This is a genomic window from Pseudomonas sp. LS2P72, from assembly GCF_054897865.1.
The window spans coordinates 2,634,396-2,661,007 of sequence record NZ_CM142708.1 but is presented as its reverse complement, the minus strand read 5'-3'; the positions used below and the strand labels follow the sequence as shown (position 1 = coordinate 2,661,007).

Here is a 26,612-nt window from a genome sequence, read left to right as displayed (position 1 = left end):
CTCTTGCTCGGGACTAAGCTCAAGGTAACCCCTCGGATCGGGTACACACTATGCTCTGGTTCCGCACTCACCTACCGCTGCTGATCCGCCAAGTGCTCGCACTGTGGCCGCCAGTACGCCTGCGCTTCGTTCGCTTCAACGATTTAAACCGTTCTCCGAGCGTCCGGAATACCGGACGTCCCCTTTGGCTTCGCCTCTTTAGCGCGACTCAATAGTTCCTGTACGTCCCTGACTCACTGGAGGTTGCCATGCATACGCACTTCAAAACACTCGTCGCCGCACTGCTCATCAGTAGCCCATTGGTTGCTCTGGCCGTCGAGGAACATCACCCTGACACACCGCCAACCGCACCGGCCACCGCCACCGCTACCGCCACCACGCAAGACAAGGCCATGAGCGAACAGATGCAAAAGATGCAAGCGGCCCACGAAAAAATGATCGCCGCAAAAACCCCGGCCGAACGCCAGGCCGCCATGCAAGAAGGCATGGCCACGATGAAGGACAGCATGGGCATGATGCACAACCATTGCCAAGGCATGGGAATGGGCAAAGGTATGTCCGGCGGCAAGGACCGCTCAGACCAGATGATGGGCGTGATGATGAAAATGATGGATCAGCAGTCGAGCATGATGAAGATGCCGATAAACAACTAACGCCCTTAAAGAAGCGCTTGACCTTGCCATCGTGGCAGGGTCAACGATCGATCCACGTCATCACACCACCTGCCGCTCAGAGTAAAAGAGGCTTACGCAATGAACAGCACTGAACTGCAAGTCGAAGGCATGAACTGCGGGAGCTGCGTCAAACACATCAACGCCGCGTTGCAGCCGCTCGCCGGGGTGGGTGAAGTGACAGTCGATCTGGCGTCCGGTCGGGTCAAGGTAACTGGGGATGCCGAGAGCGATGTTCTGTTATCCGCACTGAAGGAGGCAGGATATCCAGCAAGCGTACTGACAGAAGACCAGCATGAAGGTGTAAAGAAAAAATCTGGCTGCGGCGGTTCAAGTTGCTGCTGTCACTGAGTCCGCCCCGGGCAGGATGATGTTGAGCGGGGCAGCAGAAAGTAAGTATTCTCAGCCCCCACTCCATCATGGAAGCCGGATAACAATGAACAACCTGAAAAGCACACTGATGCTCGGTGGCCTGCTCGCTCTATCGTTTGCCGCTCAGGCAGAGCCATCGCACTTGGACAGCGTCATCCAACAGGGCCAACTGCGCGTGTGCACAACAGGCGACTACAAACCCTATACCGTCAAAGCCGAAGACGGCGAATACTCGGGCATCGACATCGCCATGGCCCGTTCGCTGGCCGACAGCCTGGGCGTCAAAGTCGAGTGGGTGCAAACCACCTGGAAAACCCTGATGCCCGACATGCTCGCGGGCAAATGCGACATCGGCGTCGGCGGCATCTCCGTCACGCTGGAGCGCCAGAAAAAAGCCTTCTTCAGCACCACGCTGGACGTCGACGGCAAAATCCCGCTGGTGCGCTGCGAAGATCAGGCGCTGTACCAGACCATCGAGCAAATCAACCAACCTTCGGTTCGATTGGTCGAACCGGCCGGCGGCACTAACGAAGCCTTTGTTCACGCCTTTCTACCCAAGGCGCAATTGCGCCTTCACGACAACGTGACCATCTTCCAGGAGCTGCTGGACAAGAAGGCTGACGTGATGATCACCGATGCTTCGGAAGCGCTGTATCAGCAGAAACTCAAACCCGGTCTGTGCGCCGTGAACCCGAAGCAATTCATGCAATACGGCGAAAAGGCTTACTTGCTGCCGCGTGATGACATGACTTGGAAGTTGTACGTCGATCAGTGGCTGCACCTGGCCAAAGTCTCAGGCAACTACCAAAAAGTGTTGGGCCAGTGGATAGCAACACCCGAGTCCAAATAACCGCCACCTACACAATCCCGGTAGCAGCTGGCGAAGCCTGCGTCCGACTGCGCAGCAGTCGCCAACCCCAAGCACACGGCACATCAGGCAAAACGCAAAACGGCGGAAACACTTCCGCCGTTAATCGTCGTGCAACAACCCCGAACTGTACTCGCCGAAGCTGTTGCCTAGCGCACTGCCATGGAAATTCATCTTATTGGGGTTGTTGGTAGGCCCCGGACCAAAACCGGCAGACGGCAGGGTGGCTTCCGAATATTCGCTTTGGGTGCTTGCACCCGAACAGGCGCTCAATAGCAATGCGCCGGCGATCAGAGCGACTTTGAAGAGGTTCGAGATCATTTTTCAGTTTCCTGTGGGCTGGAAGCGCGGTGACCTTAGGTAGTCATCCTATGCCGCGAGACCGCCAGGGATTATGAAACTTTGCTGGGCGACAGCGTTGGTTCAGGTACTGATTGCTAGAAGCAAAAAAGGGGGTTCCCCAGACAAACTGTCAAAAGAGTAACGTCCTACACGACTCTGGGAATTGTCCGTACACTTGTCCATTGCTGTGCTTTTGTCACGAGGCCTATAGTCCGGTCCACGCCCAAATGGCGTATCGGGTTTGGCGACTCGATGATAAGGCACAGAAACCTCCGAGCCAGCTCGGAGAGTTTCTAAACGCACTTGGCTACCTTTTTTTTGGTGGCTGTGCGTGGGAGATCTTCGGGTCTGCCGGTTTGTGCCTTGTCCGGTTCGCCAACCCGCGTACAGCTACCACCCTTTGTTTGGCGACAACGAGTGGTAGGTGATCTCACTACACTTCAAGGCAATCACTCATGAAAGAATTTATGGCTTTAACCAGCAACGCAGATGACCTTCCCTCGCTGTATGTGAATACCACGCAACCGCTGCATTCACTGCTTAGCACCGCACGCTACCGAATTGGTGCGGTAACACAGATCCTGGAAAACCTCGCAATGCGCGGCGATACACCACGGATTCGGTGATACTCAGCGACTTCGCAATGCTTTGCTGCATACCCTTGCGCGATGGTTGTGATGTGCTGGATGTCGTTGCGCGACGTATGGATGCTGAACCGTCCTGATGTCACAAAGGGGCGCCCAACCCGGACGCCCCTTCGGATTCATGGAAGATGGCAGCAAAAAGAAGCTCCGTGTACCGCCTTTGCGGTTTGCCCGGATACCATCAATCACATAAGCTGATCAGCATGAATACACATCCTTCGGAGGCTCCGATGGCCACCACTAAAAAAAACCGACAAGCCGCGCAGAAAGGTCATCCATAAAGAACTAACGTTTCTGGATGTTCGGGAAGCAGCGCGTGATGGGCAAAAAGTGTTCGATACGTTTGTGATCACTGGCAAGCTTCCAATTACAAAGTAGGCCTGGATGCCGGCAGTCAAAATTGCTGCAGTATTTCAAAAAGTCAAACACTGGAAAACAAAAAAAACTGGTGATTGGCCGGCTTTTTGCTCCTCGCCGCAGCCAAGCAAACTCGGAAAAATAAATCAGTCCCCTTTTCTGCTAGTCCCCTTTTCTGCTATTGAGTCGTTCCACATGGTTGTCGCTCGCTACATCTTGCTGTTCCTAGGGTCGTCCGCCGGGTTGAGGTAGGTGATCCCCCAAGGCCCCGTGCCGTGGAGTTGGAGCACAGTTTCCTGTTCTCGACTGGCGCCGTACATCGACATGCCGACGGGAATGATCAGGGTGTCCCCCGGGTTATAGGCTTTGGCCCGGGCCGAATCGAATTTGTCTCCGGTGGCGAAGTAGAAGGTGCCCGAGATAACGGTTACGCGCTCGGTCACGGGATGGGTATGCACGCCGATTTTCGTATTTGCCGGCAGCTTCAAGCGCAGGGTGAAGGGCTCGGCGGCTTTCAGGTCACCTTCAATCACTGCAATCATCGCGCCGGGCCCCACCGACGGCGCAGCTGTCCACTTGAGTTCGGATGGGGTGGCGGTAATCAAACCCGATCCCTCGGCCTGGGCGGCAGATGCCAGGAAGGCTGCGCTAAGCAAGGCCAACGAAACAGCGACAGCTTTGTGGGAGCGCATCATGGTTTCCTCGTGTTTGGGGACTGTGGGTGTATCACTGCAGAGGCAAACATAGCTTCAACACACGGTATTAATGATGACGGTAGCCGAATGTTGTAGCGCCGATATAACCAATGTGAACAACCCTATAACGCAATGGTCTGGACTTGCTACTTTTCGGAAAAATGGGGACGGAAAAATGGGGACAGACTTATTTACTTATAGCGATCCAGTCGATTTCCTCCCATGCCGTTGCTCAGATTTCCTGAACAATCACAGTAAGCCTCACCTAAGCCCCGCAACCCCAATCCTGATAAACTCCCCACCTCCCAGCCTCACCCATTTCAGAACCGCCAATGCCCCCAATCACCGCCACACCCGCCCCGCTCTCCCGCCGCTTCTCCGTCGCCCCGATGATGGATTGGACCGATCGCCATTGCCGTTTTTTCCTACGCATCCTCTCCAAACACGCCCTCCTCTACACAGAAATGGTCACCACCGGCGCGCTGCTCAACGGTGATCACGACCGTTTCCTGCGTCACAACGAAGCCGAGCACCCGCTTGCCCTGCAACTCGGCGGCAGTGTGCCGCTGGATCTGGCGATGTGCGCGCGGATGGCGCAGGAGCACGGTTACGACGAGGTGAATCTGAATGTTGGCTGCCCGAGTGATCGGGTGCAGAACAATATGATTGGTGCGTGCCTGATGGGGCATCCGCAGTTGGTGGCCGATTGTGTGAAGGCGATGCGCGATGCGGTGTCGATTCCGGTGACGGTGAAGCACCGCATCGGGATTAATGGGCGGGACAGTTACGAGGAGTTGTGTGATTTCGTCGGCACGGTTCGGGATGCCGGGTGCACGAGTTTTACGGTGCATGCGCGGATTGCGATTCTGGAGGGGTTGTCGCCGAAGGAGAACCGCGACATTCCGCCTCTGCGTTATGACGTAGCGGCGCGGTTGAAGACGGATTTTCCGGAGCTGGAGATTATTCTCAACGGTGGGATCAAGACGCTGGAAGACTGTCACGAGCATTTACAGACATTCGACGGCGTGATGCTGGGTCGTGAGGCCTATCACAATCCTTATGTGATGGCCGAGGTGGATCAGCAGCTATTCGGCAGCACGGCGCCGGTGATTAGCCGAGCCGAGGCGCTGGCGCAATTGCGGCCTTATATAGCGGCGCATATTGATGCGGGCGGCTCGATGCACCACATCACTCGGCATGTGCTGGGTCTGGGCACCGGGTTTCCGGGGGCGCGCAAGTTTCGGCAGTTGTTGTCGGTGGATATTCACAAGGCTAAAGAGCCTTTGGTGTTGCTGGATCAGGCAGCGGAGTTGTTGGAGGGGCGTTGATCAGTTGCGTTGGTCAACTCCTCCAGCCCGTGTTTGTTGTGCCGGGATAATGCGTCTTTACCGAAGCGGCTGGTCTGTTCCAGGATCAGCTTCGTTTTCACCGCCCATCGTTCCCTGTTCCGTTGAGCATTGATTTCCAAAAATCCTTACCCTAATGTAAGGAAAATCTGACTTGACGGAGTATCCACCATGGCAACCGCCACACTGACCTCGAAAGGACAAATCACAATTCCGGCACAGGTTCGGGCTTCTCTTGGCCTCGACACGGGGGATCGCATTGAATTTGTAGCCATAGGCGATGGTAAATTCGCCATTATGGCCGCGACTCATTCGGCTCGCGACCTCAAAGGACTCATACGCAAGCCCGCTAAAGCTGTAAGCATCGAGGACATGAACCAGGCCATCGCGGTACGAGGATCCAAAGCCATATGATAGGTCTGGATACCAACGTACTGGTCAGGTATGTCGCTCAGGATGATCCAAAGCAGTCAGCTAAAGCCTCCGAACTGATTGAGTCGCTGACAATAGCTTCTCCTGGGTTCATCACGATGGTTTCGATAGTCGAGTTGGTCTGGGTACTTCAATCCTGCTACGAGAGCGCAAAAAGCGAGATCATTACTGTCCTCGAAACGCTTTTGCGGACTCGTGAATTGACGGTGGAAAACTCCGAAATTGTTTGGCAGGCGCTGCGTAGATACTCACAGGCCAACGCAGACTTCGCAGATTGCTTGATTGAGCGCAGCGCCAACGCGGCAGGCTGCGAGTACATCGTCACCTTCGACAGCAAGGCCGCCAAGACGGCAGGCATGCGTCGCTTGGCGTGACTTGGCACGCTCAGATCAACCGCTTTGCATTCGTAGCGCGACACGCCCAAGAGAGAAATGGAATACCACCGAGCTCGCCTTCAGTATCAATTCAATAAACTCCAACCTATCCGCGATGGCATCTTTCCGGCCTACGGTGGGAACATCGAGTTTGAGTTATTTAGCTTCTTTGAGGTCTGTTATCACCTCAAAGACTGGGTAAAACACTCCCCTAGCTACGCCTCGCTCAGCAACGTGGAAGACTACATAAGCCAAAGCCCTGCACTGAGAATATGCGCCGACGTCTATAACAAGCTTAAGCACAGGAAGCTTGATAGGAAGTTGCGAAGCGGGTCAGAACCTGGAGTCTTCATGATCACATCTACGATGACTGTCGGTCCAATTGGGACTACCTCGATCGTGAGCATCGACGAGGCAAGAATTGAGACTGAACGTGGCGATGAATGCTGTTTTGAGCTCGCTCAGGAATGCATGGAGGCGTGGAAGACGTATTTCATCTTGAACAATGTCACTTAGCCTCAGCTCCATCGGCATTAAGCCGCGTTAGCCGTCAGACCGGTTGAACCTGTGGTCTGATTTGGCATCGTATTTATCGACACCGCGCCCCGCCATTCAAACAGCCGTTTTCAGGTTGTTGCCGCTGGGGCCCTCGATACGTACACGCACCCTTGAGTGGCCGTCAGCGCTCGGGTAATGTCATTAGACCCATAGGACAGAGCACGCCCATGACTTCCAAGCTGGAACAACTCAAACAAATGACCACCGTGGTTGCCGACACCGGCGACTTCGAAGCTATCGCTCGCGTTAAACCCGTGGACGCTACTACCAACCCTTCGCTGCTGCTGAAAGCGGCGGCGATTCCCGGTTATGCCGAGTTGCTGAATACCTGCATTCACGACTGCAAGGGCGATGTGGGCCTGGCCAGCGACCGTTTTGGCGTCGCGGTCGGGCAAGAAATTCTGAAAGTGATCCCTGGCCGTATTTCCACCGAAGTGGATGCGCGCCTGTCGTTCGACACTGACGCCGTATTGAAGCGTGCGCACCGTCTGGTCGAGCTGTATGACAAGGCCGGCATTGGCCGTGACCGCGTGCTGATCAAGATCGCTTCCACCTGGGAAGGCATCCGCGCTGCCGAGAAGCTGGAAAAGGAAGGCATTCAGACCAACCTGACGTTGCTGTTCTCGTTCGCTCAGGCTGCGGCGTGTGCTGATGCAGGTGTGTTCCTGATTTCGCCGTTCGTGGGTCGCATCTACGACTGGTACAAAAAGGCCAACGGCAACGACTACACCGGCGCGGATGATCCGGGCGTGCAGTCGGTGACGCGTATCTACAACTACTACAAGGCCAATGACTACAAGACTGTGGTCATGGGTGCGAGCTTCCGTAACCTGAATCAGATCGAGCAGTTGGCCGGTTGCGACCGCCTGACCATCAGCCCGGATTTGATCGATAAGCTGGCGGCGGACACTGGCAAGCTGGAACGCAAATTGGCGCCGGGGCAGGCTGGTGAAGCTCGTTTGAGCTTGAATGAAGCGCAGTTCCGTTGGTTGTCCAACGAGGACGCGATGGCGACCGAGAAACTGGCTGAAGGCATTCGTCAGTTCGCTCGCGACCAGGAAAAGCTTGAGGCGTTGCTGCAAGCCAAGCTCTGATCCAATAAGAGCAAACGCAAAAAGGGCGAACCCTCACAGGTTCGCCCTTTTTTATGCGTTGATGGCAGGGACTGAGTTGGCTTCGCACTGGGTGATTTGGCGGCCGTCAGGACGCCATCGCGAGCAAGCTCAGCTCCTACGAGGGATGTGTGTTGAATCAGTGTGAGAGCCGGGCTTGCCCGCGATGGGGCCAGACCGATCCACACTCATTAGAAGATCAGTGACGCTCGAGCGCGTTCACCAGATCATGGAATGCTTCACGATTGGAGTCGTTCAGGCCCATGAGGATCTTGTGTGCTTCGAGCACTTTGATCCGCACCACTTCTTCGGACTGATCCTGGTCTGGCAGGTCGGTCAGGCACTCAGGGCACGGGATCGGGCGGTCAACGATGTTGAACACTTGCTCGAAGCCCATGGACTGCAGCAGACGGGTGATGTCTTCGTGGGTGGTGACGACGGTCGGCAGCAGGCCGACTTTTTGCCGCGACAGGATCGACAGTTTGGCCAAAAGGCCAAGGGTGGTGCTGTCGATGCTGCGGGTTTCGGTCAGGTCGATCACGATCGCATTGAAATTCAACGCCGTGAAGATCCGCTCAATAGTCGCATCCAACGCCGAACACAGGGTCAGGCGAACTTCACCGACGAATTTCAGGACGAAGGTGCCATCCTGCTCGGCGAACTGGATTCTACCGGTACTCATTAAAGATTCCTGCTCAACACCAACAGGGCGATATCATCCGGCATCTCCCCTAGCGTGGCCAATCCAAAAACCTGCCGCAGACCATCCAGGCTGCCGCCCGCTGCCTTGACCCGTTGGGGCAAAGCCGCTTCTTTTTCTTTGAGTGTAGGTTCTGGCAAAAGGTCCAGAATGCCATCGGACATCAGCGTCAGGCTGAACGTCGGCGGCAGATCCAGTACGTGGTCTTCGTAGGTGGCTTCGTTGAAGAGGCCCACCGGCAGACCACGCCCTTCCAGATAACGAACACTGTCTGGCGTGTACAACACAGGCAACGGCAAATGACCACCGATGCTATAGGTCAACAAACCTGTCTCCTCGTCGATGACTCCACCGACCATTGTGACGTGTTTACCCAGCTTACAACTGATCAGGCCTCGGTTGATATGACCAAGGACCTCTGAAGGCTTGAATTCCGGCAATGTACCGCTGCGCTTGGACTCGAACAGCAAGCGCGTGGTCATGAACTTCAGCAGCACGGTAACGAAGGCTGAAGAGGCGCCATGACCGGAAACGTCCGCCAGGTAGAAGGCTACCCGACGCTCGTCGACCCGAAAGTAGTCGACGAAATCACCCGACAGGTACAGCGACGGGATGATCTGGTGAGCAAACTGGAACTCGTCGATGGTCCAGGGGCTGACCGGCAGCATGTTCATCTGCACCTGGCGACCGGCGTTCTGGTCTTCCTGGAGCAGGTTCAGGCTGGCGGCGAGCTCGCGGTTGGCCTTTTCCAGCTTCTCGCGGTAGCGCTGGTTTTCCAGCAGCAGGCGCGCACGATCCAGGGCCCGGCGCACAGAGTGCTCGAGCACAGCCAGATCTTCGAGAGGCTTGATCAGGTAGTCCGCCGCGCCCAGGCGCAGGGCCTCGACCGCGTCGTTCATCACGCCGGCGCCCGAAACCACGATCACCGGGGTTTGTGGCGACAGCTCGGTGACCTGGCGAATGAGTTCGAGTCCGCCCATCTGTGGCATGCGCAGATCGCAGATGACCAAGTCGGGCTTGTCTTGCTCGAATACCTGAAGACCCTGCTGGCCATTGCTGGCCTGCAAGACGCTGAAACCACTGTCTTCCAAATAGGCGGCGAGGCTCGCGCGCACTACTTCGTCATCATCGATTATCAGCAGCGTGGCACTGGTTTTTGGCATGTGGGCAAACGGCGCCAGAATTAGGTTGGCGTAGCAGGCAGGGGCTTTGTCCCGGCTCACACTACTGGATTCGCTTTCTAGCCTCTCTACTGCACTGTTTTCGAGCGTTTGCCCTACACACAGGTACACCAGAGGTGCCCTTCTAAGGCGCAGACGGTACTCCCATCCGCGGGGCGTTTCAAGCTCACGCCGATGGTCGCTTGACGACTTTCGATTTCAAATCACCGGGAGTTATAAGAACAGGCAAAACCGTAACGTAATGGAAGGTTCAAACCCACGAGCCAAACCGGTCCTGGAAGCCAAACGAAAGAAGGCGGCCCACTGGCCGCCTTCTTCGTTTTACCGGTCGAGATCAAAAATCGTCTTCGACCTGGCCGTCTTTGACTTTGAATTCGCGGTTCTGCAAGTACGCATTGCGGATGAAGATGTACTTGTCGCCGCTGATCAGCTTCTCGCTCGACAGCAGACTGGCGCGGGTGTCGACGATGTTCAGGCCGAAGATCGAGTTACGCACAGGCACGTCGTGGATGTACCGGTACGGACCGGTGTAGCCGTCGACATACTTGGACGGCGCGTCACGCAAGGTGCTTGGGCCCAGAAGCGGCAGCATCACGTACGGGCCGCTGCCTACGCCCCAGTAACCGAGCGTCTGACCGAAGTCTTCGTCATTGCGTTGCAGGCCCATCTTGGTGCCCACATCGAAGAAGCCCAGCAGGCCGAAGGTAGTGTTGAAGATCAAGCGTGCGGTGTCGACGCCAGCAGCGGCCGGTTTGGCCTGCAAGATGTCGTTGGCGAGGTTGGTGACATCACCGACGTTGCGGAACATGTTGTGGATGCCGTCTTCAAGGAACTGCGGCGTCACGAACTGATAGCCCTGGGCCAAAGGCTTCAGCGCATAGGTGTCGAGCACATCGTTGAATTTGTAGATCGGGCGGTTGATGCTTTCCCAAGGGTCGTCTTCCGAGGCTGCCTGGGCAACGAACGGAACCAGCAATACGCTGGCAAACACACAAAGCTGAGCTAGATGATTGCTCCAGCGCATAGAAAACTCCTTGGATTGTACTGACGCGGGCGCTTGGCCCAAGCGTAAAGCGGGCTAGTATAAGACGGAAAAGCCGCTTTAGGCAGCACCGTGCGAGGCAGCCTACGGATGATTCGTGATGATTGTGAGCGAATCACATCAGTGTCACTCAACTGTCACCGTCGCCCCCTAGCCTTGAGGCTATTTCAGGGACGTTGATATGCCGCACGCCGAAACCTTGCCCCACATTGCGCCCAGCCTGACCGCCGTCCTGTTCGGCCTCAGTGGTTGCCTGGTGGACTTCGGTGCCCGAACACGCGCGCACGGCATCCCCTCTGCCCTACACACCGAGGCCACGCCCGGCGCGTTGGACAGTCTGCGCAGCTTGCAGCAACAGCAGATTCCCTGTGCCTGGATCGATGAACTCCCCCCTGCCCTCAGCCATTCCCTGGCCGCTGCATTGCCTTCATGGATCAAATCCTCGCAACACCTGGAAACAAACAATCCGTGGCCGGCACCGCACGCCTGCTGGCAAGCCTTGATGACGTTGAATGTCGAACGACTGGAGGGTTGCGTGCTGGTCAGCGGCGAGCCGCGATTGTTGCAAGCAGGGCTCAATGCCGGATTGTGGACGATTGGACTGGCGTCCTGCGGCTCACTCTGCGGTCTGGCGCCTAACGAATGGCAGGCGCTGACTCAGCAGGAACGAGAATTCAAACGCGGCAAGGCAACGGTGCAACTGTTCGGCCTGGGCGTGCATTCGGTGATCGATCATCTCGGTGAACTCGACACCTGTCTGGCCGACATCAGCCTGCGCCGGCTCAAGGGCGAAAAGCCCTGATCGAGATCATGCAGGTTGCGCGCGAGTGGATTAATCTAAAGGTCAAGCCATAGACCTTTGGCGTGCTGCTGCGGTCTATGCCAGTGCCTATCGATAAAAGGAAGAACGCCATGCCTGCCCGCGAACTGCAACATCAACTCAATACTCTGCGCGAGCAATTGGAACAGAATCCACCGCTGACCGAAGCCGAGCGCGAAGACCTGCGCGCGCTGATGCAACAGATCGAACTGGAACTGGAGATAGAAACCAAAACCCAGGATTCGAGCCTCGCCGACAATGTGAACTTGGCCGTCGAGCGCTTCGAAATCGAACACCCGACCCTTGCCGGCACCTTGCGCAATATCGTGCAAGCCCTGGCCAATATGGGGATCTGAACCCGCCGAATACAAAAAAGCCCCGCTATCAATAGAGGGGCTTTTTAATGTCTGCGACCTGAAATGCAATCCCTTGTGGGAGTGAGCCTGCTCGCGATGGCGGAGTGTCAGTCACCATTGATGTTGAATGTGCTGACCTCTTCGCGAGCAGGCTCGCTCCCACAATGGTTCTTTATTGGCGAACCAGGCGGTGGTTTGGCAGTTGAACGGTTTCGGTGCTGCGATACGGGTTGATGTCCAATCCACCGCGCCGCACATACCGCGCATACACCGTCAATTTCTCAGGTTTCAACAAATGTTGCAGGTCGAGAAAGATCCGCTCCACGCACTGTTCGTGGAAGTCGGAATGCTGACGGAAGCTCACGATGTACTCCAGCAAACTCGCGTGATCCAGCGCCGCGCCACGGTATTCCACCGCCACGCTGCCCCAGTCCGGCTGACTGGTGACCGGGCAGTTGGATTTGAGCAAATGACTGTGCACGCTCTCCTCCACGATGCGTGATTCATCGCAACGCAGCAGTTCCGGACGCGGATGCTCATAGTTGCTGACGCTGATATCCAGATCATCAATACACACGCCAGGCAACGCCACGACGCCTTCGGCCTCGACGTCCTTCAGGTTGCGAACCCGCACGCCGACCGGTTTACCGGCAGCGGCCGACAGGTCTTTGGCCAGCGTCGCTTCAAGGCTCGCGGTGTCGGCAAACGGTGTCTGGTTCAAGGAGTTGAGGTACAGCTTGAACGACTTCGATTCGATGATATTCGGCGAATCCGCCGGGATAGTGAACTCGCCAATTGCCACCACTGGCTTGCCGGACGGCAGCAGCCACGACAGCTCGAAGCAGTTCCAGAAATCCACGCCCTTGTATGGCAGGGTTTCAGCCGTCAGGCCCAGCTCGGCCCATTTCGCGGTGCGCGGGATCGGGAACAGCAGAGACGGCGTATAGGTGGCGATGTATTCGCTGGATTTGCCCAGCGGCGAGTGTTCGGCTGCGGGATGCATGGCGGAAACCTGACTGAAGAATCAGCGGATTCTACCAGCCTTTGCTCCCGCCTTTGAGTGCTTACTGACTGACAGTCATCTTGCCGACCATGCCGGCCTGGTAATGACCGGGGATGTTGCAGGCAAATTCCAGGTTGGTGGCCTTGGTGAAGGTCCAGGTCAGCTCGGTGGTTTTGCCCGGCTCGACGAGCACGCTATTGGGGTCGTCGTGTTTCATCCCATGCCCCATACCGGCCATTGCGCCGTGGTCCATTTCCTTCATGCCTGTAGGCATCAGCATGCCGCTCTGCTGCATCTTCATCATTTCCTGCTGATGCTTGGCATGCATTGCCGCGTCACCGAGGTTGAATTCGTGCAACAACAGGCCTTTATTCACCAACACAAAACGAACCGTCTCACCGGCCTGGATATCAATCGCCTTGGGCGTGAACGACATGTCGCCCATGACGAATTCAACACTGCGAGTCGCCTTGGCCGCCGGGGCCGGCTGGCCAAAGTCGTAGGTATGCGCCGGGGAAGCCCACGCCGGCGAGCTCAGCACCAGCAAACACGCGACGCGCAGCAGTGATTTGCGCAAAAACATAGTCGTACTCCAACAAGATAGGGTTCAGCCTGTGGAAAACTCTAAACTGCTGCTACTGCCCGCAACCTGACGACCAGATTACAACTTTGTCAGGTTGACCTGTATTAACGCCGCCCACGGTATAAAGCGTTCGTTCCATTTACCTCGAGTCGCCCATGAAGCTGCTGATCGTCGAAGACCAACCGAAAACCGGCCACTACTTGCGCCAAGGCCTGACCGAAGCCGGTTTCAATACTGAACTGGTGGCGGACGGCAGCACCGGCCAACAACTGGCGCTGACCGGCGATTACTCGCTGTTGATCCTTGATGTGATGCTGCCCGGTCGAAATGGCTGGCAGATTCTGCAAGCGGTGCGCGGTGCCGGCCTCGACACGCCGGTACTGTTTCTGACAGCGCGAGACGCAGTGGAGGACAGGGTCCACGGCCTCGAACTGGGCGCCGACGATTACCTAGTCAAACCGTTCGCCTTCTCCGAACTGCTGGCCCGGGTCCGCAGCCTGTTGCGCCGTGGTAACGCCACACCTCAGGAAACCAGCCTGCAACTGGCGGACTTGCGTCTGGACCTGATCCGTCGCCGGGTAGAACGCAGCGGTCAGCGCATCGACCTGACGGCCAAGGAATTCGCCCTGCTGGAAATGCTCCTGCGCAGGCAGGGCGAAGTCCTGCCCAAGTCGTTGATCGCTTCCCAGGTCTGGGACATGAATTTCGACAGTGATACCAACGTCATCGAAGTGGCGATCCGTCGTTTGCGCCTGAAGATTGACGATGAATTCCCGAACAAGTTGATTCACACCGTGCGCGGCATGGGTTACGTCCTTGAAGAGCGTCCCGCCTGATGCGCCGACTTTCGTTAAGCAGTCGCCTGGCGCTGCTGTTTGCGGCGTGCACCGCCGTGGTGTCGCTGTTTGCCGGGGTGTTGTTCAGCCGGGCCAGTGAAGCGCATTTCGTTGAACTCGATCAGCAGTTGCTGGACGGCAAATTGATTGGTTTGCGTCGGGCACTGCATGACATTCAGTCGAGTGAAAGCGAAGTCAAACTGGCCGATGAATTGAGCCGACAGGTTGATCTGTCGCTGCGAATCACCGGCAGCGATGGTAAGCGCTGGTTTGACAGTTCGGAGCGCCTACCCCAGGCATTGCCGACTCAACCGGGTTTGTCCACGGTGAGCAGCGAAGGTACCGACTACCGCGTCCTCAACGCTCCGTTGTACCTCGACAAACCTGACTCACCGCAGTTGACCTTGCTGCTGGACATCACCCACCACCAGCACTTTCTACAACGCATGCAGCACCTGATCTGGCTGACAGTCGGTTTGTCGGCGCTGGCCACCGCTTTGCTCGGTGCCTGGGCTGCGCGCAGCGGGGTGCGGCCGTTGCGACGCATGAGTGCGGTTGCCAGCGGCGTTTCAGCGCAGTCGCTCAATGCACGGCTGCCCGAAGAAAACATGCCGCCAGAACTCGCGGAAATGGCCCACAACTTCAACGCCATGCTCGGACGCCTCGACGACTCTTTTCAGCGGCTCTCGGCCTTCTCCGCCGACATCGCCCATGAATTGCGCACGCCGTTGTCGAACCTGCTGACCCACACCCAGGTCACCCTCACCCGCCCACGGCCCATCGAGGATTATCGCGAAGCACTGCACAGCAATCTCGAAGAACTGCAATGGATGGCGCAACTGGTCAACGACATGTTGTACCTGGCCAAGGCCGACCACGGGTTATTGATGCCCAAGCGCGAACCGCTGGAACTGGCGGAAGAAGTGGATCTGTTGCTGGAATTTTTTGCGCCTTTGGCGGAGGACGCTCAGGTCAGGTTGAGTCGTCAAGGCAGTGCGCGCATGGAGGGCGATCGCAGCATGTTGCGGCGGGCGCTCTCCAACTTGCTGGACAACGCGTTGCAGTTTACGCCGGTCAAAGGCGAGGTTCGGGTGCGGATTGTTGATCAGCCTAAGGGGTTGAGCTTGACGGTGGAGAACAGCGGCGACGGAATTGACCGGGCGTTGCTGCCGCGTTTATTTGATCGCTTTTACCGGGCTGATCCGGCGCGGCAGGAAGGCAGTAGTGAACATGCGGGATTGGGATTGGCGATCACTCAGTCCATCATCCGCGCCCATGGCGGGCAGATTCGTTGCGAATCGGATAACGGGTGGACGCGGTTTGTGATTGAGTTGCCGAAGGGAGATTGAGGCCAGCAGGACTGGCCCCTTCGCGAGCAGGCTCGCTCCCACATCAGATCTGAGTCGCTCACAAATGTGTGATTCAACTCGGTCACCTGTGGGAGCGAGCCTGCTCGCGAAGGCGATGTAACGGCTTACGAATACCGCAACGCGGTAGCCGGCTCGACTTTCGCCGCACGCCACGCAGGGTAAACGGTGGCGAGGAAGCTCAGAATAAACCCGGCGGAGCAGATCAACACCACATCCGCCCCCTGCAGTTCGGACGGCAGGTTACTGACGAAGTACACGTCTGAACTGAAGATGTGCTGCCCGCTGATCCGCTCCATCCAGCCCACTAGTTCACTGACGTTCAGCGCCGCAATCACGCCAAGCACACCACCAATCAACGTACCGACAACCCCGATCACGGTGCCCTGCACCATGAAGATCGCCATGATCTGCCGCGGCGTGGCGCCGATGGTCCGCAGGATCGCGATGTCCGCACCTTTGTCGTTCACCACCATGATCAGGGTTGCGATGATGTTGAACGCCGCCACCGCGACGATCATCAGCAACAGTAAGCCGATCATGGTTTTTTCCATCTTCATCGCACTGAATAGACTGCCCTGTGTGTGAGTCCAGTCATCAGCCTTGTAAGCGCTACCTAGGCCGCCAGCAATATCGCTGGAAACCTGTGGCGCCGCGTACAAATCCTTCACAGCCAGACGCACGCTTTGCACTTGATTCGGCGCCCAGTGTTGCATCTGCGCGGCATCGGCCACGTGGATCAGCGCCATGGAACCGTCCAGTTCGGCGCCGACCTTGAACACGCCGACCACGTTCAACCGCTGCATGCGCGGGGTGATGCCGCCCGGTGCAGTACTGACTTCCGGCACGATCAGGGTGATCTTGTCGCCGACGTTCAAGCGGAAGCGACGTGCCGTGATCTCGCCGATCACCACCCCGAACTCACCCGGCTTCAAGGCATCGAGACGGCCCTGAACAATGTGCTGGGCAACGATCGACACCTTGCCTTCGAGCGCCGGATCGACGCCGCTGACCTGGATCGGCTGCATCGTCCCCTTGTACGACAGCATGCCTTCCATCTCGGTGAACGGCACGGCGGCTGTCACTTCAGGATTCTTCATGGCGGCAGCTGCGACGGGCTGCCAATCGTCGATCGGATTGACGCCGACGATCGTCGCGTGAGGCACCATGCCGAGGATGCGCGAGCTCATTTCGCGCTGGAAGCCGTTCATGACCGACAGCACCACGATCATCGCCAGCACGCCCAGGGCGAGGCCGATCATCGAGGTCATCGAGATGAAGGAAACAAAGCGATTGCGGCGCTTGGCGCGGGTATAGCGCGCGCCGATAAAGATCGATAACGGTCTGAACATTCGCTGGGCACCGTATAAAAATAAAAGACCCGACGCACTGTTCAGTACGTCGGGTTTCGGTCAATCAGATGGGCGTCAAGTAACCTTCCTGCAGATGCAGGACGCGATCCATCTGGCGAGCCAGGTTCATGTCGTGAGTCACCACCAGGAACGCCGTGCGCATCGAGGTGCTGAGTTCCAGCATCAAATCCTGAATGCCCTGGGCGGTGTGGGAGTCCAGGTTGCCGGTCGGCTCGTCGAGCATCACCAGGCCTGGCTTGTTCACCAGGGCGCGGGCGATGGCCACACGCTGACGCTCACCACCGGACAATTCGGCCGGTTTGTGTTCCAGGCGATGACCCAGCCCTACCCGCTCCAGCAATGCCGTTGCACGCTGACGCGCTTCCGGGATAGCCGTCTTGCCGATCAGCAGCGGCATGCAGACGTTTTCCAGCGCGGTGAACTCAGGCAGCAAGTGGTGGAACTGGTAAACGAAACCCAGCGACCGATTGCGCAGCAAACCGCGAGCCTTTTCGTTCAGCGCCGACAGCTCTTCCCCGGCCAGCCAGACGCTGCCCTTGGTCGGCGTATCGAGGCCGCCCAGCAGATTGAGCAAGGTACTTTTGCCCGAGCCCGACGTACCGACAATCGCCACGCGCTCACCCGGATGCAGCTCCAGTTGCAGGCCGGCCAGAACCTCTACCGACTCCGGGCCTTCCTCGTAGGATTTGCCCAGGTCGCGGCAGCTCAAGATTGCTTTATCACTCATGCCCAACTCACTCATAACGTAGCGCCTCCGCAGGCTGGGTGCGCGCGGCACGCCAGGCTGGATACAGGGTGGCGAGGAAACTCAGGACCAACGCGGCGGCGCAGACCATCAACACATCCTGGCTCTGCACTTGCGACGGCAGGTAATCGATGAAGTACACGTCAGCGTTGAGGAATTTGTGCCCGATCAGACCTTCGAGGGCCGAGATCGCGGCGCTGACGTTCAGCGCGGCGAAGATCCCGACCACGGCGCCGATCAGCGTCCCGACCACACCAATGACGGTGCCCTGCACCATGAAGATCGCCATGATCGAACCCGGCGTGGCGCCAAGGGTGCGCAGAATCGCGATGTCGCCCTTCTTGTCATTCACCACCATCACCAGCGTGGAAATGATATTGAACGCGGCAACAGCGACGATCAGCAGCAACAGCAGACCGATCATGGCTTTTTCCATGCGGATCGCCTGATACAGATTGCCGTGGGTGCGCGTCCAGTCACGGGCATAGAAATGGTCTTCACCGAGTTGCTGGGCGATGGTCCACGCGACGCGTGGCGCCTGGAACAGGTCGTCGAACTTCAGGCGGATGCCCTGGACCTGATCCGGTTTCCAGCGATGCAGCTTGGCCAGATCCTGCAGATTGGTGATGCCCAGATAGCCGTCCAGCTCACCGGCGCCGACATGGAAGATGCCAACCACGGTAAAGCGTTTCATGCGCGGGAACATCCCGGCCGGGGTCACGGTGACTTCCGGCGCCACAAACGTCAGCTTGTCGCCGATCGCCGCACCCAACTTGGCCGCGGCCTTGTCACCGATGACGATGCCGAAACTGCCCGGCGCCAGGTCATCGAGTTTGCCCTGCTGCATGAAGTTATCAATGATCGAGACCTGCCGTTCCAGCGCAGGGTCGATGGCATTGAGCAGGACTTTGGACACCTTGCCGTTGTTGGTCAGCAACCCCTGCATCTGGGTAAACGGCGCCACGGCCGTCACCTGCGGGTTCTGCTTGACCCTGGCGGCCAGGCTTTTCCAGTCGTTGATCGGTTCACCAGACTCGATGGTCGCGTGGGGCACCATGCCCAGCACGCGGGTGCGCATCTCATGATCGAAGCCGTTCATGACCGACAGCACCACGATCATCACGACCACGCCAAGGGCGAGTCCGATCATCGAGGTCAGGGAAATGAATGACACAAAATGATTGCGACGCTTTGCACGGGTATAACGCGTGCCAATAAATACGAAGAGAGGTCTGAACATGTCGGGGCTTGTTCGGAGGGAAAAGGAACGTCCTTGTGGCGGGGGTCGATAACCAGCTTTACACTCAGACCACCGCCGCTACCATGGGTTCGCCATGTCGACATTAGATGAAGAAGATCGCCGCGAATACTACCGTATCGAGGACACGATCGCACTGGAAATTCGGCCCCTGTCCGCTCCCGAAGCCGCAGGCCAGGAAGTGTTGCAGGATGCTTCCCCTCTATTCAACTTGCTCAGCGAACTGCACCTGAGCGAATTCGAGTCACAGCACCTGCTGCGCCAGATCAGTGAGCGCGACCGCAACCTCGCGGCGTTCCTGAAATCCCAGAATAAACGCATCGATTTGCTCAGCCAGGTGATCGCAATCACCGTGCTCGGGCAGATCGGCGAGCCGCAGCCGGTGATCATTTCCGAAGGCGGGATCGAATTTCAGCATCCGACGCCCTTTGCCGAGGGCGCGCACCTGTCGGTCAAACTGGTGCTGATGCCGCAAGCCCTCGGCCTGTTGCTGCGAGCCAGGGTTACCCATTGCGATCGCAAAGGCGACGGCTACGACGTCGGCACCGAGTTCGAGTACCCGACCGATGCCCAGCGCCAATTGCTGGCCCGCTACATTTTGCAGAAGCAGGCCCAGGAACGACGCCTGGCCCGCGAACAAAACGAATCCGGCATTTAATTTAAGGAAGAACCGTGACTCTCATCTACGGCCATCGCGGCGCCAAGGGCGAAGCACCGGAAAATACGCTGACCAGTTTTCAGCAATGCCTCAAGCACGGCGTGCGCCGCTGCGAACTGGACCTGCACCTGTCCATGGACGGAGAGTTGATGGTCATCCACGACCCGACGCTCAAGCGCACCACCGACCGTCGCGGCAAAGTCGTCGAGCACACGGCGGCCGAACTGGTGACCTACGACGCGCGCACTGGCGGCCCGGGCTGGATCAAACCGTGCCCGATTCCAACACTGGAAGAGCTGTTCGAGAAGTGCGATTTCGAGCACTGGCAGCTGGAAGTCAAAAGCGCTTCGCGCACCCGCGCTGCGACTACCGTGCTGGCGATTCGCGAAATGGCTCAGCGTTTCGGCCTGCTCGACAAGGTCACGATCACCTCGAGTTCGCGGGAAGTATTGAAAGCTGCCCTGGACTTCGTGCCGGACGTGTCTCGCGGATTGGTGGCCGAGTACGCCTGGCTCGACCCGTTGAAGGTCGCGCAAAGCTATGGCTGTGAGATTCTGGCGCTGAACTGGACCCTGTGTACGCCGGAACGCCTGCAGAAGGCGCAGCGTCAGGGGCTGCATGTGTCGGTATGGACAGTCAACGAGCCCGCGCTAATGCGCAGACTCGCCGACTTCGGCGTTGACAGCCTGATTACAGACTTTCCCGGTTTGGCCAGCGCCACGCTCGAGAATTGCTGAAATCGGTCTCCCCGGCCGGCTCAGGCCACCGGCCGGAGCCGCTCAAAAAAGCCGGTTGAGGCCATCATACGCCGCTACCCGATAGGCCTCGGCCATGGTCGGGTAGTTGAACGTCGTGTTGACGAAGTACTTCAGCGTGTTCAGTTCGCCCGGCTGGTTCATGATCGCCTGACCGATGTGAACGATCTCCGACGCCTGATAACCGAAGCAGTGAACGCCGAGCACTTCCAGGGTTTCGCGGTGGAACAGAATCTTCAGCATGCCCTGAGGCTCGCCGGCGATCTGTGCTCGCGCCATGCCCTTGAAGAACGCCTTGCCCACTTCGTACGGCACCTTGGCCTGAGTCAGCTCTTGCTCGTTCTTGCCGATCGAGCTGATCTCCGGAATGGTGTAGATGCCGGTCGGCACGTCGTTGACGAAGCGCCAGCTATGGTTGTCAACGATACTGCCAGCGGCCGAACGACCCTGGTCGTGAGCAGCGCTGGCCAGGCTCGGCCAACCTATCACGTCACCGGCGCCGTAAATGTTCGGCTTGCAGGTACGGTAAGCCTCGTCGACTTCGATCTGGCCACGGCTGTTGACCTTCACGCCGACGTTTTCCAGGCCCAACTGATCGGTGTTGCCGGTACGACCGTTGCACCAGAGCAAGGCGTCGGCCTTGATCTTCTTGCCGGATTTGAGGTGCAGGATCACGCCGTTGTCCACGCCTTCGACGCGGTCGTAGTCTTCGTTGTGGCGAACCGTGATGTTGTTGTTGCTGAAGTGATAGCTCAGGGCCTGGGAAATTTCCGAGTCGAGGAAGCTCAGCAACTGACCGCGGTTATCCACCAGCTCAACCAATACCCCCAGACCACTGAAGATCGAAGCGTACTCACAGCCGATCACGCCAGCGCCGTAAACGATGAGTTTGCGCGGGGTGTGGCCGAGGCTGAGGATGGTGTCGCTATCGTAGATACGCGGGTGGTGGAAATCGATGTCCGCCGGACGATACGGGCGTGAACCGGTGGCGATGATGATGTGCTTGGCCACCAGTTTTTCGACCACGCCGTTGGCGCAGACCACTTCAATGGTTTGCTCGTCGGCGAAGCTGCCGGTACCGAAGAACACGTCGACGCGGTTACGGGCGTAGTAGCCGGTGCGCGATGCGACTTGTTTGGAAATGACTTTTTCAGCGCTTTTCAACACATCCGGGAACGAGAACCAGCGTGGCTCACCAATGGCCCGGAACATCGGGTTGGTGTTGAACTGCATGATCTGCCGGACCGAGTGACGCAAGGCCTTGGACGGGATGGTGCCCAGGTGGGTGCAGTTGCCGCCGACCTGGCGACGGCTATCGACCATCGCCACCTTGCGCCCTGCTTTGGCGGCGTTCATTGCCGCGCCTTCTCCCGCCGGGCCGGAACCCAGCACCACCACGTCGTAGTTGTAGACAGCCATGCATACTCCTCAGAACAGGCCGCGGCGCCCTCGGCACCTGCGGCTAAATCACGCCGATCTGCGGCGTGAAGGAACAATTTGGGGCCAGTGCAGAACCCGGACACAGTCTATATAAGCGTCAACGCCGCGCACATTAACCCTTGGTCGCGTCGTAGGCTAGTTTTGCCTGCACTACAACGCCAGTCTTTACTGCTTGAATCGCAGCGATCACTCGGTTTTTCCGCTACTCAGGCGCTCAAAAGCCTGCGTGGTTCGTGTGACGAATCCTGTATCAGCACGAATCACAAAGAATGCACCGATGTCATGCGTTTCGGCATAGTCCAAACCCCTTTCGGGACCCAGAATCAGCAACAGCGTCGATAGTCCATCGGCCATCAACGCTGAAGGATGAATCACCGTGACTGACGCCAGGGTGTGCAAGACCGGCGCCCCGGTGCGGGCATCGAAGGTGTGGGAATAACGCCGACCGTCCTGCTCGAAATAGTTGCGGTAGTCGCCGGAAGTGGAAACACCGTAACCGTCGACGGCGATAATGCGCTCGGCCACTTGCTGGCCGTCTCGGGGCTCTTCCAGGGCAACACGCCACGGTGAACCGTCGAGTTTTTTGCCGGCGGCCTTGAGTTCACCGGTGGCTTCGGCGAGGTAGTTTTGGATGCCCATTGCTTCGAGTTTTGCGGCAATCGTGTCGACTGCGTAACCGGCAGCGATGCTGTTGAAGTCGACCTCGACCGCGGCGTCCTTGCACAGCTGATCGCCGTCAATACGCAGGTGCTGGTAACCGACTCGCTGCCGCACTGCGGCCAACGCCTGGGCCGCAGGAATTTTTTCTTTGCGAGCCTGCGGGCCGAAACCCCAGAGGTTAAGCAGCGGCTCCACCGTCAGGTCGAAGGAACCTTCGCTTTGTTCCGACAGACGCTCACCGATGCGCACCAGTTTGAGGATCGGCGCGGGCATTGTCTGACAGCGGTTGGCGGGTAGATTGTTGAAGCGTTCGATGTCGGAGTCGCTGCGGTAAGTCGACATTTGTTGATCGACTTCAGCAAGGATCTTTTCGACCTGAACACGGACCTCGGTCGGGTCGGGAAGCCCGGCGTGGCGCAGGTACTTGATCGAATACGTGCTGCCCATGGTCGGGCCGCCAAAGCTTTCCATGGAATCGCCGTTGCCGCAGCCTGAAAGGACGCCGAACAGAAAAATCAAAACGCCTTGCCACCTATTCAACAACCCCCATCCTCCCTCAGGCATTCCCTGACTAAACGCCAAGGCCAACCATTATGCTCCCACAGGCAAGAAAGATCGTTCCTACGCTCTGCGTGGGAACGATCACCGCAATCGGCATAGGGGGCGGCCTTCATGGGCTCTCCCCTGCCACACCACCCGGCATGCGGGTCCGCACCGGGCGGTTCAAGAGATTGAGGTATGAGAGTCGCACCAGACCCAGCCTGTCGAACCACGCCACATCCAGCACTCGATTGAGCTCAAAGCGGCTGTTACGCCACCAACTATATGAGTTGGCCGCCACTTTCCGTGCCGATTGGCTGCTGGCTCCTAGCGCTCTCAGCTCGCGGTAAATCGTCGGGCCGCGCCTCCATTGTTTAAGCTGGATCGCTCGTAATCGGTGTCGCATCCACTCGTCCAGCCCTCGCCAGATTTTCGGCGTTTGTGACAACCCAAAGTAAGTTTTCCAGCCCAAAAGATAAGGGCGTAGGTTCTCGACAACTTGTCGCAGGCTGCGACCGCCTGAGCGACGGGTGAGTTCGCGTATCCGGTGCTTGAACTGCTTGCGCGCTTTGACCGCTACTGTTCTTTTGATGCCTTGTGGAGATGCCCAGAAAGCGTATCCCAGAAACTTGCGGCCAAACGCGCTCGCCACCGCACTCTTGCTCTCGTTGACGCTCAAGTGCAGCTTTCCATACAGACGCTTCAGCAAGGCCATCACCCGTTGCCCCGCCTTATGACTGCGAACATGCACATTCGCATCGTCGGCATATCGCACGAAACAGTGGCCTCGACGTTCAAGCTCCCGATCCACTTCGTCCAGCAGCACATTCGCCAGCAACGGCGACAGCGGCCGCCTTGCGGCGCCCCGCAGCGGCTTTTCTCGACCACACCATTGATCAGCGTTCCCGCATCCAGATACGCCCGAATCAGCCGGATAACCGCCCGATCCGCAATCCGCTTGCGTAAACGATCAATCAAAATATCGTGGTCGACCCGGTCGAAGAACTTCTCCAGATCAACATCCACCACCACTCTGCGCCCTGAAGACACATGGCGCTGGGCCGCCAAAACGGCGTCCTGCGCGCAGCGTCCCGGACGAAAGCCGTAGCTGTGTTCACTGAAAGTCGGATCGAGTAATGGCTGCAATACTTGCAGCAACGCTTGTTGGATCAAGCGGTCGGTGACCGTCGGAATTCCCAACTCGCGCTCACCGCCGTCAGGTTTGGGAATGACCACACGCCGTACCGGACTGGGCCGGTAGACACCCGAAAGAAGCTGTTCACGAATCGCCGCCCATTGGCTCAGCAGATGTTCGGCCGTCTGTTCAATATCCAGACCGTCGACTCCCGCTGCACCTTTGTTGGCCTTGACCCGTTTCCACGCCCGCTTCAGGTTTTCTCTCGCAAAGGCTCGTTCCAGCAGCCCTTGCCCTGCGTTATCGGGTTCATCTTGCGGGCGATTGACCTCGTCGCTGGCGGGACTTCTCACGGATTCACCGCTCGCTATCTCCGTCCGCCCCGCGTTTGGCAGGCATCTGACTTCCGGTCTTTCGCATCAACATGGCCTATAACACTTTCTCTCGTTCGGCCCTTCGTCAAAAAAAAGACTACTACGGCCTCTGCTGACTTCTCGCTCCGGCTTGCACCGTCGCCCTTTCAGGCACGAGGCGAGATCTCCCCAGGTAAGAACGCAATCCTTCCCCGCACAACCGCCGGATTTACGCAGCCTGATCTTTGACCACAAGAGCTTCGCGATTTTTGGCTCGCTCGCCCTGATCGGCTCCGCCTTTTATCCGGTTCTTGTCCATCGGCTCGCGGTTTCGATTCACGCTTCCTCCCCACACTCGGTCGCCCTCATGCAGTTGCGCTTCACTTCGTTCGCTGTGGTCAGCTTACGGCGGAACTTTCACCCACAAGATTGCGCCCATGCTGGGCGCACCAAACAAAAACGCCCCGACCAGAGTCGGGGCGTTTTCATGTGCAGCTAACGCTTAGCGCGGGAATGCAGGCGGGTTTACACCGGCCATGTCTTCCATCACGCGAACCACCTGGCAGCTGTAACCGAATTCGTTGTCGTACCAAACGTACAGAACAACGCGGTTGTCTTGGCTGATGGTTGCTTCAGCATCCACCACGCCTGCGTGGCGCGAGCCAACGAAGTCGGTGGAAACCACTTCCTGCGAATTGACGTAGTCGATTTGCTTATGCAGATCGGAGTGCAGCGCCATGTAGCGCAGGTACTCGTTCATCTCTTCACGGGTGGCTGCTTTCTCAAGGTTCAGGTTGAGAATCGCCATCGACACGTTCGGCGTAGGAACACGGATTGCGTTACCGGTCAGCTTGCCGGCCAGCTCAGGCAGCGCCTTGGCAGCAGCGGTGGCAGCACCGGTCTCGGTGATTACCATGTTCAGCGCGGCGCTACGGCCACGGCGATCGCCCTTGTGGAAGTTGTCGATCAGGTTCTGGTCGTTGGTGTACGAGTGAACCGTTTCAACGTGACCATTGATGATGCCGAACTTGTCGTTGACGGCTTTGAGCACCGGCACGATGGCGTTGGTGGTGCAGGAAGCCGCGGAAACGATCTTGTCATCAGCGGTGATTTCACCGTGGTTGATGCCATGAACGATGTTCTTCAGCTTGCCTTTGCCAGGCGCGGTCAGAACAACGCGATCGATACCCGGGCAAGCCAAGTGCTGGCCCAGACCTTCAGCGTCACGCCACACACCGGTGTTGTCCACCAGCAGCGCGTCTTTGATGCCGTACTGGGTGTAGTCCACTTCAGTCGGGTTTTTCGCGTAGATAACCTGGATCAGGTTGCCGTTGGCAGTGATGGTGTTGCTGGCTTCATCAATGGTGATGGTGCCATTGAACGAACCGTGCACCGAGTCGCGACGCAGCAGGCTGGCACGTTTGACCAGATCGTTCTCGGCGCCCTTGCGGACAACGATGGCGCGCAGACGCAGGCCGTCGCCACCACCGGTTTTCTCGATCAGGATGCGCGCCAGCAGACGACCGATACGACCGAAGCCATACAGGACAACGTCGGTGCCGGTACGGCCGGAACCATTCTGCTTGCCGACCACATCGGCGAGTTCGTCACGGACGAACGCTTCGGCGGTACGGCCGTTGCCTTCGGCCTTGAACTTGATTGCAAGCTTGCCCAGGTCTACCGAAGCAGCGCCGAGCTTGAGCTCGCTCATTGCCTTGAGCAGCGGGAATGTTTCGTGGACGGACAATTCGCTGTCATCGGACTGGCGATGGCGAGCAAAGCGGTGAGCTTTGAGAATCGCGATGACAGACTGGTTGATCAGACTGCGGCCATAGATCGAGCTCACCACGTTGTTATTGCGGTAGAGCTGACCGATAAGCGGAATCATCGCTTCTGCGAGTGCTTCACGGTCGATCCATTCACCAAGACACTGGTCGGGCTTCTGAGTCACGGGAACCTTCCACATGTAGGGGCAGAAAAAAGGGGCTACATTATGCCGCCGAGTGCCTCCCGTAGCAATGCGCGCTTGTCGCGTG

26 protein-coding genes and 2 pseudogenes are annotated in these 26,612 nt (G+C 57.9%); 14 read left to right on the top strand and 14 right to left on the bottom strand.

Annotated elements, in window-relative coordinates; genetic code table 11:
* Positions 1-248 precede the first annotated feature (248 nt).
* The 3 genes from ACYZUA_RS12255 to ACYZUA_RS12245 all read left to right on the top strand — a co-directional run bounded on the left by ACYZUA_RS12255 (position 249) and on the right by ACYZUA_RS12245 (position 1,893).
* The gene (locus tag ACYZUA_RS12255; protein WP_461963294.1) at positions 249-653 is read left to right on the top strand and encodes a hypothetical protein; all 405 of its coding nucleotides are present in this window, start codon (positions 249-251) and stop codon (positions 651-653) included.
* A 99-nt stretch (positions 654-752) separates the two neighbouring features.
* Positions 753-1,022, top strand: a complete 270-nt coding sequence (locus ACYZUA_RS12250; RefSeq protein ID WP_461963293.1) for a heavy-metal-associated domain-containing protein — start codon at positions 753-755, stop codon at positions 1,020-1,022.
* A gap of 85 nt (positions 1,023-1,107) precedes the next feature.
* A complete protein-coding gene (locus ACYZUA_RS12245; RefSeq protein ID WP_461963292.1) occupies positions 1,108-1,893 on the top strand; it encodes a transporter substrate-binding domain-containing protein in 786 nt (261 codons plus the stop codon).
* Positions 1,894-2,013: 120 nt separating this feature from the next.
* Here ACYZUA_RS12245 and ACYZUA_RS12240 read toward each other — a convergent pair whose 3' ends face one another.
* Positions 2,014-2,232: a hypothetical protein gene (locus tag ACYZUA_RS12240; RefSeq protein WP_461963291.1), complete on the bottom strand. Its 219-nt coding sequence runs from the start codon at positions 2,230-2,232 to the stop codon at positions 2,014-2,016.
* A 476-nt stretch (positions 2,233-2,708) separates the two neighbouring features.
* Between ACYZUA_RS12240 and ACYZUA_RS12235 the strand changes: the two are divergent.
* Positions 2,709-2,977, top strand: a pseudogene (locus ACYZUA_RS12235) (short-chain dehydrogenase).
* Positions 2,978-3,463: 486 nt separating this feature from the next.
* On the opposite strand, the gene ACYZUA_RS12230 reads toward ACYZUA_RS12235, so the two are convergent.
* Positions 3,464-3,946, bottom strand: a complete 483-nt coding sequence (locus ACYZUA_RS12230; RefSeq protein WP_461963959.1) for a cupin domain-containing protein — start codon at positions 3,944-3,946, stop codon at positions 3,464-3,466.
* Positions 3,947-4,281: 335 nt separating this feature from the next.
* Between ACYZUA_RS12230 and dusA the strand changes: the two genes are divergently transcribed.
* From dusA to tal, 4 genes are all read left to right on the top strand, one after another.
* A complete protein-coding gene (gene dusA, locus ACYZUA_RS12225; protein WP_461963290.1) occupies positions 4,282-5,277 on the top strand; it encodes a tRNA dihydrouridine(20/20a) synthase DusA in 996 nt (331 codons plus the stop codon).
* Positions 5,278-5,466: 189 nt separating this feature from the next.
* Positions 5,467-5,709, top strand: a complete 243-nt coding sequence (locus tag ACYZUA_RS12220) for an AbrB/MazE/SpoVT family DNA-binding domain-containing protein (RefSeq protein ID WP_461963289.1) — start codon at positions 5,467-5,469, stop codon at positions 5,707-5,709.
* Positions 5,706-6,101, top strand: a complete 396-nt coding sequence (locus ACYZUA_RS12215; RefSeq protein WP_461963288.1) for a PIN domain-containing protein — start codon at positions 5,706-5,708, stop codon at positions 6,099-6,101. The genes ACYZUA_RS12220 and ACYZUA_RS12215 overlap by 4 nt, the downstream gene beginning before the upstream one ends.
* A 725-nt stretch (positions 6,102-6,826) precedes the next feature.
* Positions 6,827-7,753, top strand: a complete 927-nt coding sequence (tal, locus tag ACYZUA_RS12210; RefSeq protein ID WP_461963287.1) for a transaldolase — start codon at positions 6,827-6,829, stop codon at positions 7,751-7,753.
* Between the two features lie 217 nt (positions 7,754-7,970).
* On the opposite strand, the gene rssC is transcribed toward tal, so the two are convergent.
* The 3 genes from rssC to ACYZUA_RS12195 form a co-directional block, all read right to left on the bottom strand.
* Positions 7,971-8,453: an anti-sigma factor antagonist RssC gene (gene rssC, locus ACYZUA_RS12205; RefSeq protein ID WP_007935262.1), complete on the bottom strand. Its 483-nt coding sequence runs from the start codon at positions 8,451-8,453 to the stop codon at positions 7,971-7,973.
* Positions 8,453-9,634 carry a two-component system response regulator RssB gene (gene rssB, locus ACYZUA_RS12200; protein WP_461963286.1) on the bottom strand — a complete coding sequence of 394 codons (1,182 nt, stop codon included), beginning with the start codon at positions 9,632-9,634 and terminating at the stop codon, positions 8,453-8,455. The genes rssC and rssB overlap by 1 nt, the downstream gene beginning before the upstream one ends.
* Before the next feature lie 352 nt (positions 9,635-9,986).
* Positions 9,987-10,676, bottom strand: coding sequence for an MlaA family lipoprotein (locus ACYZUA_RS12195; RefSeq protein ID WP_461963284.1), 690 nt, complete (start codon positions 10,674-10,676; stop codon positions 9,987-9,989).
* A gap of 199 nt (positions 10,677-10,875) precedes the next feature.
* Here ACYZUA_RS12195 and ACYZUA_RS12190 point away from each other — a divergent pair, with 199 nt between their 5' ends.
* Both ACYZUA_RS12190 and ACYZUA_RS12185 read left to right on the top strand, forming a co-directional pair.
* Positions 10,876-11,496, top strand: a complete 621-nt coding sequence (locus ACYZUA_RS12190) for an HAD family phosphatase (RefSeq protein WP_461963282.1) — start codon at positions 10,876-10,878, stop codon at positions 11,494-11,496.
* 110 nt (positions 11,497-11,606) lie between these two features.
* Positions 11,607-11,870: a DUF4404 family protein gene (locus ACYZUA_RS12185; RefSeq protein WP_461963281.1), complete on the top strand. Its 264-nt coding sequence runs from the start codon at positions 11,607-11,609 to the stop codon at positions 11,868-11,870.
* 172 nt (positions 11,871-12,042) lie between these two features.
* Here ACYZUA_RS12185 and queF read toward each other — a convergent pair whose 3' ends face one another.
* Both queF and copI read right to left on the bottom strand, forming a co-directional pair.
* Entirely contained in the window at positions 12,043-12,873 is an 831-nt protein-coding gene (gene queF / locus ACYZUA_RS12180; RefSeq protein WP_461963279.1) for an NADPH-dependent 7-cyano-7-deazaguanine reductase QueF, read from the bottom strand.
* A 61-nt stretch (positions 12,874-12,934) separates the two neighbouring features.
* The gene (gene copI, locus ACYZUA_RS12175; protein ID WP_461963278.1) at positions 12,935-13,456 is read right to left on the bottom strand and encodes a copper-resistant cuproprotein CopI; all 522 of its coding nucleotides are present in this window, start codon (positions 13,454-13,456) and stop codon (positions 12,935-12,937) included.
* A 155-nt stretch (positions 13,457-13,611) separates the two neighbouring features.
* Between copI and ACYZUA_RS12170 the strand changes: the two genes are divergently transcribed.
* The gene (locus ACYZUA_RS12170) at positions 13,612-14,292 is read left to right on the top strand and encodes a heavy metal response regulator transcription factor (RefSeq protein ID WP_461963277.1); all 681 of its coding nucleotides are present in this window, start codon (positions 13,612-13,614) and stop codon (positions 14,290-14,292) included.
* Positions 14,292-15,641, top strand: coding sequence for a heavy metal sensor histidine kinase (locus tag ACYZUA_RS12165; protein ID WP_461963276.1), 1,350 nt, complete (start codon positions 14,292-14,294; stop codon positions 15,639-15,641). Before ACYZUA_RS12170 ends, ACYZUA_RS12165 begins: the two co-directional genes overlap by 1 nt.
* 125 nt (positions 15,642-15,766) lie before the next feature.
* Here ACYZUA_RS12165 and ACYZUA_RS12160 read toward each other — a convergent pair whose 3' ends face one another.
* From ACYZUA_RS12160 to ACYZUA_RS12150, 3 genes are all read right to left on the bottom strand, one after another.
* Complete coding sequence (locus ACYZUA_RS12160) at positions 15,767-17,011, bottom strand: lipoprotein-releasing ABC transporter permease subunit (protein WP_461963275.1); 1,245 nt, start codon at positions 17,009-17,011, stop codon at positions 15,767-15,769.
* A 64-nt stretch (positions 17,012-17,075) separates the two neighbouring features.
* Positions 17,076-17,759: a lipoprotein-releasing ABC transporter ATP-binding protein LolD gene (gene lolD, locus ACYZUA_RS12155; protein ID WP_176471549.1), complete on the bottom strand. Its 684-nt coding sequence runs from the start codon at positions 17,757-17,759 to the stop codon at positions 17,076-17,078.
* A gap of 7 nt (positions 17,760-17,766) precedes the next feature.
* A complete protein-coding gene (locus tag ACYZUA_RS12150; protein ID WP_461963274.1) occupies positions 17,767-19,017 on the bottom strand; it encodes a lipoprotein-releasing ABC transporter permease subunit in 1,251 nt (416 codons plus the stop codon).
* A 94-nt stretch (positions 19,018-19,111) separates the two neighbouring features.
* Between ACYZUA_RS12150 and ACYZUA_RS12145 the strand changes: the two genes are divergently transcribed.
* Positions 19,112-19,693: a PilZ domain-containing protein gene (locus ACYZUA_RS12145; RefSeq protein WP_461963273.1), complete on the top strand. Its 582-nt coding sequence runs from the start codon at positions 19,112-19,114 to the stop codon at positions 19,691-19,693.
* Positions 19,694-19,707: 14 nt separating this feature from the next.
* Positions 19,708-20,430, top strand: a complete 723-nt coding sequence (locus ACYZUA_RS12140) for a glycerophosphodiester phosphodiesterase (protein WP_056744312.1) — start codon at positions 19,708-19,710, stop codon at positions 20,428-20,430.
* 42 nt (positions 20,431-20,472) lie between these two features.
* On the opposite strand, the gene sthA is transcribed toward ACYZUA_RS12140, so the two are convergent.
* From sthA to ACYZUA_RS12120, 4 genes and pseudogenes are all read right to left on the bottom strand, one after another.
* Entirely contained in the window at positions 20,473-21,867 is a 1,395-nt protein-coding gene (sthA, locus tag ACYZUA_RS12135; RefSeq protein WP_283183797.1) for a Si-specific NAD(P)(+) transhydrogenase, read from the bottom strand.
* Between the two features lie 207 nt (positions 21,868-22,074).
* The gene (locus ACYZUA_RS12130; protein WP_461963271.1) at positions 22,075-23,112 is read right to left on the bottom strand and encodes an FAD:protein FMN transferase; all 1,038 of its coding nucleotides are present in this window, start codon (positions 23,110-23,112) and stop codon (positions 22,075-22,077) included.
* Between the two features lie 175 nt (positions 23,113-23,287).
* A pseudogene (ltrA, locus tag ACYZUA_RS12125) lies at positions 23,288-24,649 on the bottom strand (group II intron reverse transcriptase/maturase); the annotation flags it as partial.
* A gap of 429 nt (positions 24,650-25,078) precedes the next feature.
* Positions 25,079-26,542 carry a glyceraldehyde-3-phosphate dehydrogenase gene (locus ACYZUA_RS12120; protein WP_461963270.1) on the bottom strand — a complete coding sequence of 488 codons (1,464 nt, stop codon included), beginning with the start codon at positions 26,540-26,542 and terminating at the stop codon, positions 25,079-25,081.
* Positions 26,543-26,612 lie beyond the last annotated feature (70 nt).

What these genes read in the sequence shown, in the direction of transcription:
- ACYZUA_RS12255 (WP_461963294.1), top strand. Translation starts at nt 249, where the DNA reads ATGCATACGCACTTCAAAACACTCGTCGCCGCACTGCTCATCAGTAGC.
- ACYZUA_RS12250 (WP_461963293.1), top strand. Translation starts at nt 753, where the DNA reads ATGAACAGCACTGAACTGCAAGTCGAAGGCATGAACTGCGGGAGCTGC.
- ACYZUA_RS12245 (WP_461963292.1), top strand. Translation starts at nt 1,108, where the DNA reads ATGAACAACCTGAAAAGCACACTGATGCTCGGTGGCCTGCTCGCTCTA.
- ACYZUA_RS12240 (WP_461963291.1), bottom strand. Translation starts at nt 2,232, where the DNA reads ATGATCTCGAACCTCTTCAAAGTCGCTCTGATCGCCGGCGCATTGCTA.
- ACYZUA_RS12230 (WP_461963959.1), bottom strand. Translation starts at nt 3,946, where the DNA reads ATGCGCTCCCACAAAGCTGTCGCTGTTTCGTTGGCCTTGCTTAGCGCA.
- dusA (WP_461963290.1), top strand. Translation starts at nt 4,282, where the DNA reads ATGCCCCCAATCACCGCCACACCCGCCCCGCTCTCCCGCCGCTTCTCC.
- ACYZUA_RS12220 (WP_461963289.1), top strand. Translation starts at nt 5,467, where the DNA reads ATGGCAACCGCCACACTGACCTCGAAAGGACAAATCACAATTCCGGCA.
- ACYZUA_RS12215 (WP_461963288.1), top strand. Translation starts at nt 5,706, where the DNA reads ATGATAGGTCTGGATACCAACGTACTGGTCAGGTATGTCGCTCAGGAT.
- tal (WP_461963287.1), top strand. Translation starts at nt 6,827, where the DNA reads ATGACTTCCAAGCTGGAACAACTCAAACAAATGACCACCGTGGTTGCC.
- rssC (WP_007935262.1), bottom strand. Translation starts at nt 8,453, where the DNA reads ATGAGTACCGGTAGAATCCAGTTCGCCGAGCAGGATGGCACCTTCGTC.
- rssB (WP_461963286.1), bottom strand. Translation starts at nt 9,634, where the DNA reads ATGCCAAAAACCAGTGCCACGCTGCTGATAATCGATGATGACGAAGTA.
- ACYZUA_RS12195 (WP_461963284.1), bottom strand. Translation starts at nt 10,676, where the DNA reads ATGCGCTGGAGCAATCATCTAGCTCAGCTTTGTGTGTTTGCCAGCGTA.
- ACYZUA_RS12190 (WP_461963282.1), top strand. Translation starts at nt 10,876, where the DNA reads ATGCCGCACGCCGAAACCTTGCCCCACATTGCGCCCAGCCTGACCGCC.
- ACYZUA_RS12185 (WP_461963281.1), top strand. Translation starts at nt 11,607, where the DNA reads ATGCCTGCCCGCGAACTGCAACATCAACTCAATACTCTGCGCGAGCAA.
- queF (WP_461963279.1), bottom strand. Translation starts at nt 12,873, where the DNA reads ATGCATCCCGCAGCCGAACACTCGCCGCTGGGCAAATCCAGCGAATAC.
- copI (WP_461963278.1), bottom strand. Translation starts at nt 13,456, where the DNA reads ATGTTTTTGCGCAAATCACTGCTGCGCGTCGCGTGTTTGCTGGTGCTG.
- ACYZUA_RS12170 (WP_461963277.1), top strand. Translation starts at nt 13,612, where the DNA reads ATGAAGCTGCTGATCGTCGAAGACCAACCGAAAACCGGCCACTACTTG.
- ACYZUA_RS12165 (WP_461963276.1), top strand. Translation starts at nt 14,292, where the DNA reads ATGCGCCGACTTTCGTTAAGCAGTCGCCTGGCGCTGCTGTTTGCGGCG.
- ACYZUA_RS12160 (WP_461963275.1), bottom strand. Translation starts at nt 17,011, where the DNA reads ATGTTCAGACCGTTATCGATCTTTATCGGCGCGCGCTATACCCGCGCC.
- lolD (WP_176471549.1), bottom strand. Translation starts at nt 17,759, where the DNA reads ATGAGTGATAAAGCAATCTTGAGCTGCCGCGACCTGGGCAAATCCTAC.
- ACYZUA_RS12150 (WP_461963274.1), bottom strand. Translation starts at nt 19,017, where the DNA reads ATGTTCAGACCTCTCTTCGTATTTATTGGCACGCGTTATACCCGTGCA.
- ACYZUA_RS12145 (WP_461963273.1), top strand. Translation starts at nt 19,112, where the DNA reads ATGTCGACATTAGATGAAGAAGATCGCCGCGAATACTACCGTATCGAG.
- sthA (WP_283183797.1), bottom strand. Translation starts at nt 21,867, where the DNA reads ATGGCTGTCTACAACTACGACGTGGTGGTGCTGGGTTCCGGCCCGGCG.
- ACYZUA_RS12130 (WP_461963271.1), bottom strand. Translation starts at nt 23,112, where the DNA reads ATGCCTGAGGGAGGATGGGGGTTGTTGAATAGGTGGCAAGGCGTTTTG.
- ACYZUA_RS12120 (WP_461963270.1), bottom strand. Translation starts at nt 26,542, where the DNA reads ATGTGGAAGGTTCCCGTGACTCAGAAGCCCGACCAGTGTCTTGGTGAA.